Raw genomic sequence first — 6,642 nt, 5'->3', positions numbered from 1 at the left:
CCCGCCTGTACCAACAACCCGCCGCGCGCCCCGAGCACCTACCTCATAGCTCACGACCACAACTACCAGGCGCCACCACAGACCCCAGGCCGCCCGCAGCCACCCAGCCCGGCTCTCCGCACCCCATGTCTCCACCCCCGTGCTGGCCACCGCTTACGCAACCCCAACCCCACACACCACGGCGACCAACCCGGCGCGCTCGCACCTCCACACACGCCGCTCACAGCCACAGGTCCAGCCCCCACACCAGCAACAACACCCAAACCCCCAAGCGCCTAAACACCCAGCACCTTCACCACCCAACCACCACCCCGCGCGCCCACACACAACCCACCCGGCGCGCACTGGCCACCACCACAGTCCGGCCCTGCGCACCCGCAACCCCGCGCACAACCCACCCGACGCGCGCCGGGCACCGATACCACAGGCCACACACGCCGCCCACGAACCACAGCCACCGCGCACCGGGCCCCGCACACAACCGTCCACCCCGCCTGCGCCCGGCACGCTCTAGCCCCCTCGACGTGCGCGATAAGCACACCCCGCCGCACCACCTACACCCCCAGGCGATCATGGCCCTCACACCGCCCAGCCCACCGATCCCGGCGCGCCCTGGCACACAACCGCCCCACCCCGGGCCTCGCCAAGCACTACCAGCACCCCACACAGCCACACGACCCAGCCCCACCCGCGCCCACACACCCACAACCACCAAGCACACCCCCACCTACCGAGCACCCACCACAACACCCAAGTACCTGAACACCCAGCACTTTCACCGTCCAACCACCAAGCCACCACGACACGCACCACACCACTAGATGAACTCACGCACCCCGGCGCGCCGGCCACCAAGCACAGTAGGCACACCCACGCAGCGCACCCACACCCCACACCTCGCACACACTGCACACCAGGGCCCTACACGACCACGAGCTGGCGCACACCACCGCACACGCACACCACCGCACACCAGAGCCCGCACCCCCAGCCGCCACAACCCGGCGCGCCCGCGCTTCGTCTCTCTACACCAACGATCTCCACCCCACGCACACCGAGGCTCCGCGTACCGTGCCCACCCAAGCACATACTGGCCACCACCAACGCCCGCCCGCGCCCTAGCCGCGCGATAGACACGCCCCCATCGCCCAACCCCGCACCCACACACCCACGCGACCCAGCCCCACCCGCGCCTACACACCTACCGAACACCAGGCCCACAGATCCCCTACCACCCCACCCGCACGCACACGCCAAGCACCCCACACACAGGAAGCCACCACAGCCCACACCCCAGCGCGCCGGGCCTCGCACACCCCACCAAGCCCCCACCCAGCACGCCCCGCGCACAGGACACACAGCCACACAACGCCCCGCCGCCACACACACCGCGCAGCCCCCACACCACCAAGTCCGCGCACGGCCACAACCACGGCCAACAGCGCACCCACACCCCGCACCCCGAGCCACCCACCAATAACATCCCCACAGCCCAAACACGCGCCGGGCGCCAGCCCATAGCCTGCCCCGCCGCCGCACCTGCACCACCACAGGCCACACGCTCCCTTCCACCCCAGCCCGGCGCGCCCGGACTCCCTCAACGTGCGCGATAGACGCACCGCATCGCCTTGGCCCCACAGCCACGACTCCCCACACAGCACCCACTCCCGAACTCACAGCCACAGCCACCCCCGTGCTGGCCACCGCTTACACAACCCCAACCCCGCACACCACGACAACCACCCCAGCACGCACCGGCCCAGCGCGCCAAACACCCGGCACACATCCCACGCACGGCCACGAACACACAGCCGCCACGCACCGGGCCCCGAACCACCCGCCTGTACCCGCACCCCGGCGCGCCCTACCCCCTAGCTGCCCCTCACCACACCAGCAACAACACCCAAACCCCCAAGCACCTAAACGCCCAGCACTTTCAACACCCAACCACCAAGCCCCCACGTAGCCCAAGCACACACCAGGCACCGAACACCAGCCCAGGCCGCCCAGCACGCCCTTGCACCCCCCGAACTCACAGCCACACCACCGGCCCGAAACCCAGCGCGCCGAGCACCAGGCCCACAGACCACACCCTGTAGCCCCGCCGCCGCAGCGCACACCCACCACACTCTGCCCCCTCGCCCCGGGATCCCCACACCCACCCCAACCCCTCCACACACCCAGGCACCACCTACCACCACAGCCACACCAGCGCGCCGGGCCTCGCGCACACCGTCCCACCCCTCACCCCGCACACCACCACCTACAGCCACGGCCACGGCCACGAGCTACCACACACCTGCTACACGCCCCGCCTTAGCCTGCACGACACAGCCACCAAGCACCCACCACTTAAATACCTAAGCGCTAGACGTCTTGAATGCCCAACCATCTACCCACAGCCCGTACCGCCGCACAGGCACCTTCAGCGCCTCGACGACCCCAGGGGGCAGCGCACGCGCCGAGCCCCACACACCAACCCGACGCGCTGTGCCTTTGCCCCTCCAGCCCGGAACCTCCCCGAGCACCGCCCCCGGCCGCCCGCAGTCACCCAACCCGGCTCTCCGCACCCCATGCCCTCCACCGCACAACCCACCCCGAGCCACCCGGCGCCCACGAGCACACAACCACAGACGCCCCCACGTTGACCACCACGCACACCGCCGCCCTGCCCGCCCACGCAACAAGACCCCACCCACGGCCACAAACACGACAGCCAAAACCCCGGCACAGCACACAGTGAGCACTGCTACACCACCAAGCCACGGCCACCACACCCACGTAGCCCAGGCACACACCACGCCCCTCCCCAAGCTCGCACTGGCCACCACCAACGCCCGGCGCGCTCACACCTCCACGGCTTGCGTAACAGGCACACACCGCGCGGGCCCCGCAACAAGCCACACGAGCCTGCACCACCACAGACCCCATGCCCCCCTTACACCCGAAGCCTCATGGATACCAACACCACCAGAATAAACACTCAAACACTTAAAAGCTTGACAATTTAAATATCTATTACTACAGTGAGATCCGAACCCGCAACCACGCAAGAAAAAAGGGAGAAACCCGCTATGGCTAAAAATCGCACCGCTGAGCATACGGACGCTTTCGCGGGCCTATACACGGCAGGCCGTGAACTCGACTACGACGAAACCCTCACGGCAGGTAACCGTCAAGCACTCAAATGGGCCGAAACCCTTGACTGGCTGGCAGATAAATGACCCCCCGATATGCCCTGCACCCGCGCGCAGTCATTGACTTCAACACACAGTTCAATGGCCCACACTGCCTACTCGACAAAGGGAAGCTGGAAGGCGCTTTAAGCAGACCACTTACCGTAGCCTTCGGGGAAGAACTATTTCCTACCGATTATCACCGAGCCGCAGCCCTACTAGAATCCCTCTGCCTCGCGCATGCTTTCATCGACGCTAATAAACGCACAGCCTGGTGGGCATGCGTGACCTACCTAGACGGGCATGGCATCCACCTTGCCGCTAACCCGATAGAAGCCGGAAAAATCGTCATCGACGTCGTACAGCATGACCGAGACATCGACAACATCGCACACTGGCTCCTAAAACACACCACGCAGTGAACACACCACCCAGCACGCCGCACGCCGGGCACCGCACGCGACACGCAGTAGACACACCCCGCCGCGACCACACCACCACCTACACCACACGCAGCGGGCACCAACCCACGCAGACCACCCACCCTAGGACTCCCCGACCACAGGCACCTACCCACGCACACCCAGCGCGCCCATACTGCCCCACACCAGCAAAAACACCCAAACCCCCAAGCGCCTGAACACTCAACACTCTTACCACTCAACCACCACACCCACGCACCCGGCACACACCCAGGCCCCGAGCACCACCCCAGACCGCCCAGCGCACGACCACACACGACCACGAACGCCCCACCACCACACACAGCGCGCACCCCCAGGCGATCAGGGCCCTCACACCCCCACAACCACACCAACCAACCCGGGGTGCCCATAAGTTCTTCGAGAGCTTCACCCACAGTGACACGATGCGGTACTGGGGTGGGGAATGCAAAGTACGCGGCGTGCTCTGGCCGTAGAGCAACGAGGATGAACCGAGAGCGGAGCTGGGGGCACCGTAATCTGCGGCCTGGACGTGTTCCCAGAAAACGTGGTAGCCGAGTTTTTCTAGTTTGGTGATGATGGCGGAGCGGTATCCTGCGAAGCGTTTCTGTCCGAGCCCCTTGACGTTTTCTAAGAGGAGGGCTCGGGGTTTGATCTGTGCTGTTAGCTGTATGGCGCGGGGGAAGAGATCGCGTTCGTCTTGGGCGCCGAGTTGTTTGCCCGCGACCGAAAATGGAGGGCAGGAAACCCCGCCGGAGAGTAAATCGGTGCCTGCATACGGTTCACCGTCAAAGTCCCGGACACCCATGCGTAGCACATTCCACTCGGAGTGGTTGGCTCGCAGGGTTTTAGCGGGCCAGGAATCTATTTCTACGACGGCGCGGTGGTGGAATCCTGCACGGTGAAGGCCGAGGGCTTGCCCGCCCGCGCCTGCGCAGATCTCGACGTTTGTCAGTAGGCCGGTCATCCTTGTCAACGTAGCCGGCTCTGGGCCCGTGGCTGGTGCCAGCCCTGCCCACGCAAGGGAGTTCCCCTGGCATGTACTACTCGTCCATCACAACGCGGCCCCGTAAGCGCTCTGACCAGGCACATAAGCGTCTAGAAGCTTGAATGTTTGCCATTTCAAAGCTTTAAACTTCTTAACACTTGACAGTTCAAACACCTGGCCGTACAGTAGTAAGCATGGTTCACATCAATCCAATCCCCAACCCTGTCAATCACTTCGAGGCCATCTTTGGCACAGGAAACGCCGACACCTCCCGTAAAGAGGAGGATTCGGTTGCGGTAGCACTCGATAGGGCCTTCGATGTACAACGGGCCATTGGGATTCTTGCCGCAGTTCAGGGAAAGAACCGGCACGAATCGAAGATCATGGATGACATCATCGACACCCTCAGCGACATAGCCGAGGAGATACGGTCTGAGATCGTTAAAGGTGCAAGCAGTGACAACGACACATCCCCTAAAACTGACCCCGAGTACCCGGAATACCTTGTAACCGAAGAGGACTACAGGGACGCGCCGGAGGGAACCATCATCGCGGCAGGTGACGGCATCCCTCTCGAATGGCGTGAGGAGGGCTGGATGTACGGCGATGAGGAGTTTCCTATTCGTGCCATAACGGGCGATCCCCGTCGTGTCCTGCGCTGGGGGTGGGAAGCATGAGCACCCTCACCCGCGCCGACGTCCAAGCCCGCATGCATGTGACCAGATAACTACCACCACAAATTCTTTTCTAGGACTAGGAGACCAAATGATGAGATTCGCACGTGGAAACGTGGAAGCTCAAATCGAACTAGCACGATCAGAAGGTGTCCGCGCCGATCTTTCAGGCCTTGATCTCTCTGGCCTTAATCTCTCCGAAATGGATCTATCATGGTCCACCTTCGAAGGTTCAAACTGCGAGGATTTGGATTTTTCTGAGAGCAACATCAGCTCATGCAATTTCTATAATGATAATCTTTCCGGCGCAGTTTTATATAACACGAACCTCCATGGAACCTACTGGATTGGCCTTGTCATTGAAAGGATCTTCGGAGATACCTTCTATCTGATCCCCACCCCAAGCGGATGGGAAATACAAGTAGGGACTTTCTCAGGTAGTCCAGAAAATCTTTATCCAGGAAATATCCGCGCGTCAGACTTTTCCATAGACGAGAAGAAAATGCGTGAGGGCATTGAAGCGATTCACTCCCTGTGTGAACTTCACATGAGGAATAACGCTCAGTTGATGGAGGAGTTGCGTCAGCATTGGAAGAGGTATCAAAGCTGGTAGACACTGAGCACAGACCCAAGTGTGGACTCTACCAGACCAGCACAGAGGACTCTAAAACATCTAAGCGCTTGAAGGTTTAAACACCTGAGTGTATGATTACCTTCAGGCTACCAACAAGCCAGGAGCATCCATGATTGTAAGCATTGTGAACACCAAAGGTGGGACAGCGAAAACGACGACCGCCATCTACTTGGGCTGCGCGTTTAGCCATGTCGGGAAAAGCGTCACAGTGATTGACCTTGATCGACAGGGTTCCGCTAGTGATTGGGCAGATCGGGCAGTCGAAGCCGACGATGCACTTCCATTCATTGTTACGGACACAAATCCTCGACGATTAGAAAACCTTGCTCAAGAAAAAAGTGCAGGAGGCGGCGTCGTGATTATTGACACCCCGCCGGGTGACCCGCTTATAATTGATGCCGCTATCAAGATTGCAGATTTTGTTGTTGTACCGACCCACGCATCAGGCTTGGACGTTAGTCGAGTATGGCCAACTCTAAACTTCTTAAAGAGCGTACCGCATGGTGTTCTCATTACCTCGGCACGTACTGGCACCACCCAGCTTCGGGAAGCCATCTCTACGTTCAAGGAGTATGATATTTCACTTTTCGATACCTTCATTCCAATGAGGGAGTCCATTAAGGCAACTTTTGGCCGCACCCCTAAGAATGATGAGGGGTACGAAAAGGTAGCACAAGAGATTCAGGAGGCATTTAAATGAGTATTTCCAAGGCGAACACTTTTGAGC

General features: G+C 61.2%; 6 protein-coding genes. 5 read left to right on the top strand and 1 reads right to left on the bottom strand.

Annotation, left to right across the window (positions count from 1 at the left end; all coding sequences use genetic code 11):
• The first annotated feature begins 3,074 nt into the window (after positions 1–3,074).
• Positions 3,075–3,224: a hypothetical protein gene (locus B140_RS13965; protein WP_156801777.1), complete on the top strand. Its 150-nt coding sequence runs from the start codon at positions 3,075–3,077 to the stop codon at positions 3,222–3,224.
• Positions 3,221–3,598 carry a type II toxin-antitoxin system death-on-curing family toxin gene (locus tag B140_RS14670; protein WP_083912333.1) on the top strand — a complete coding sequence of 126 codons (378 nt, stop codon included), beginning with the start codon at positions 3,221–3,223 and terminating at the stop codon, positions 3,596–3,598. The genes B140_RS13965 and B140_RS14670 overlap by 4 nt, the downstream gene beginning before the upstream one ends.
• Before the next feature lie 238 nt (positions 3,599–3,836).
• Here the strand turns inward: B140_RS14670 and B140_RS13520 are convergent, their stop codons facing one another.
• Complete coding sequence (locus B140_RS13520) at positions 3,837–4,586, bottom strand: DNA cytosine methyltransferase (protein WP_244874430.1); 750 nt, start codon at positions 4,584–4,586, stop codon at positions 3,837–3,839.
• Positions 4,587–4,801: 215 nt separating this feature from the next.
• Between B140_RS13520 and B140_RS13960 the strand changes: the two genes are divergently transcribed.
• The 3 genes from B140_RS13960 (at position 4,802) to B140_RS13510 (ending at position 6,615) form a co-directional block, all read left to right on the top strand.
• Positions 4,802–5,284, top strand: coding sequence for a hypothetical protein (locus tag B140_RS13960; RefSeq protein ID WP_156801776.1), 483 nt, complete (start codon positions 4,802–4,804; stop codon positions 5,282–5,284).
• An 88-nt stretch (positions 5,285–5,372) separates the two neighbouring features.
• A complete protein-coding gene (locus B140_RS13515) occupies positions 5,373–5,894 on the top strand; it encodes a pentapeptide repeat-containing protein (RefSeq protein WP_083912332.1) in 522 nt (173 codons plus the stop codon).
• 130 nt (positions 5,895–6,024) lie between these two features.
• Positions 6,025–6,615, top strand: a complete 591-nt coding sequence (locus tag B140_RS13510) for an AAA family ATPase (RefSeq protein ID WP_083912331.1) — start codon at positions 6,025–6,027, stop codon at positions 6,613–6,615.
• The last annotated feature ends 27 nt before the right edge of the window (positions 6,616–6,642 follow it).

The sequence above is a fragment of the Corynebacterium mastitidis DSM 44356 genome (assembly GCF_000375365.1).
In the GTDB taxonomy this organism is placed as follows: domain Bacteria; phylum Actinomycetota; class Actinomycetes; order Mycobacteriales; family Mycobacteriaceae; genus Corynebacterium; species Corynebacterium mastitidis.
This window is presented reverse-complemented; position numbering and strand designations above follow the sequence as displayed.

What these genes read in the sequence shown, in the direction of transcription:
- B140_RS13965 (WP_156801777.1), top strand. Translation starts at nt 3,075, where the DNA reads ATGGCTAAAAATCGCACCGCTGAGCATACGGACGCTTTCGCGGGCCTA.
- B140_RS14670 (WP_083912333.1), top strand. Translation starts at nt 3,221, where the DNA reads ATGACCCCCCGATATGCCCTGCACCCGCGCGCAGTCATTGACTTCAAC.
- B140_RS13520 (WP_244874430.1), bottom strand. Translation starts at nt 4,586, where the DNA reads ATGACCGGCCTACTGACAAACGTCGAGATCTGCGCAGGCGCGGGCGGG.
- B140_RS13960 (WP_156801776.1), top strand. Translation starts at nt 4,802, where the DNA reads ATGGTTCACATCAATCCAATCCCCAACCCTGTCAATCACTTCGAGGCC.
- B140_RS13515 (WP_083912332.1), top strand. Translation starts at nt 5,373, where the DNA reads ATGATGAGATTCGCACGTGGAAACGTGGAAGCTCAAATCGAACTAGCA.
- B140_RS13510 (WP_083912331.1), top strand. Translation starts at nt 6,025, where the DNA reads ATGATTGTAAGCATTGTGAACACCAAAGGTGGGACAGCGAAAACGACG.